The organism is Streptomyces sp. NRRL S-495 (assembly GCF_000966955.1).
Lineage (GTDB): Bacteria > Actinomycetota > Actinomycetes > Streptomycetales > Streptomycetaceae > Kitasatospora > Kitasatospora purpeofusca.
In genome coordinates, this window is record NZ_JZWY01000531.1 from 1 (window position 1) to 202 (window position 202).

The 202-nt window shown below is 77.7% G+C and carries 1 pseudogene; it reads right to left on the reverse strand.

The features are described 5' to 3' along the window. Positions 1-202 (reverse strand): annotated as a pseudogene (locus VR45_RS26075) (hypothetical protein); the annotation flags it as partial.

Below are 202 nucleotides of genomic sequence, written 5' to 3' on the forward strand. Positions count from 1 at the left end.
GGACGCCGGGGAGCGAGAGGAGCAGCCGGCCGTCGACCCAGGTGGTCCAGCCGTTGGAGCAGAGCACCTGGGCCCAGTCCCCGGCGCGGCCGAGCAACTGCAGCGGCAGCAGCGGGTCCAGCGGGGACGCGGGTTGCGCCGGGTCCGGGGCGGCCCAGCTGGGCAGGCCGTCGGGTGGGGCCACATGGGTGGGGCGGAACCC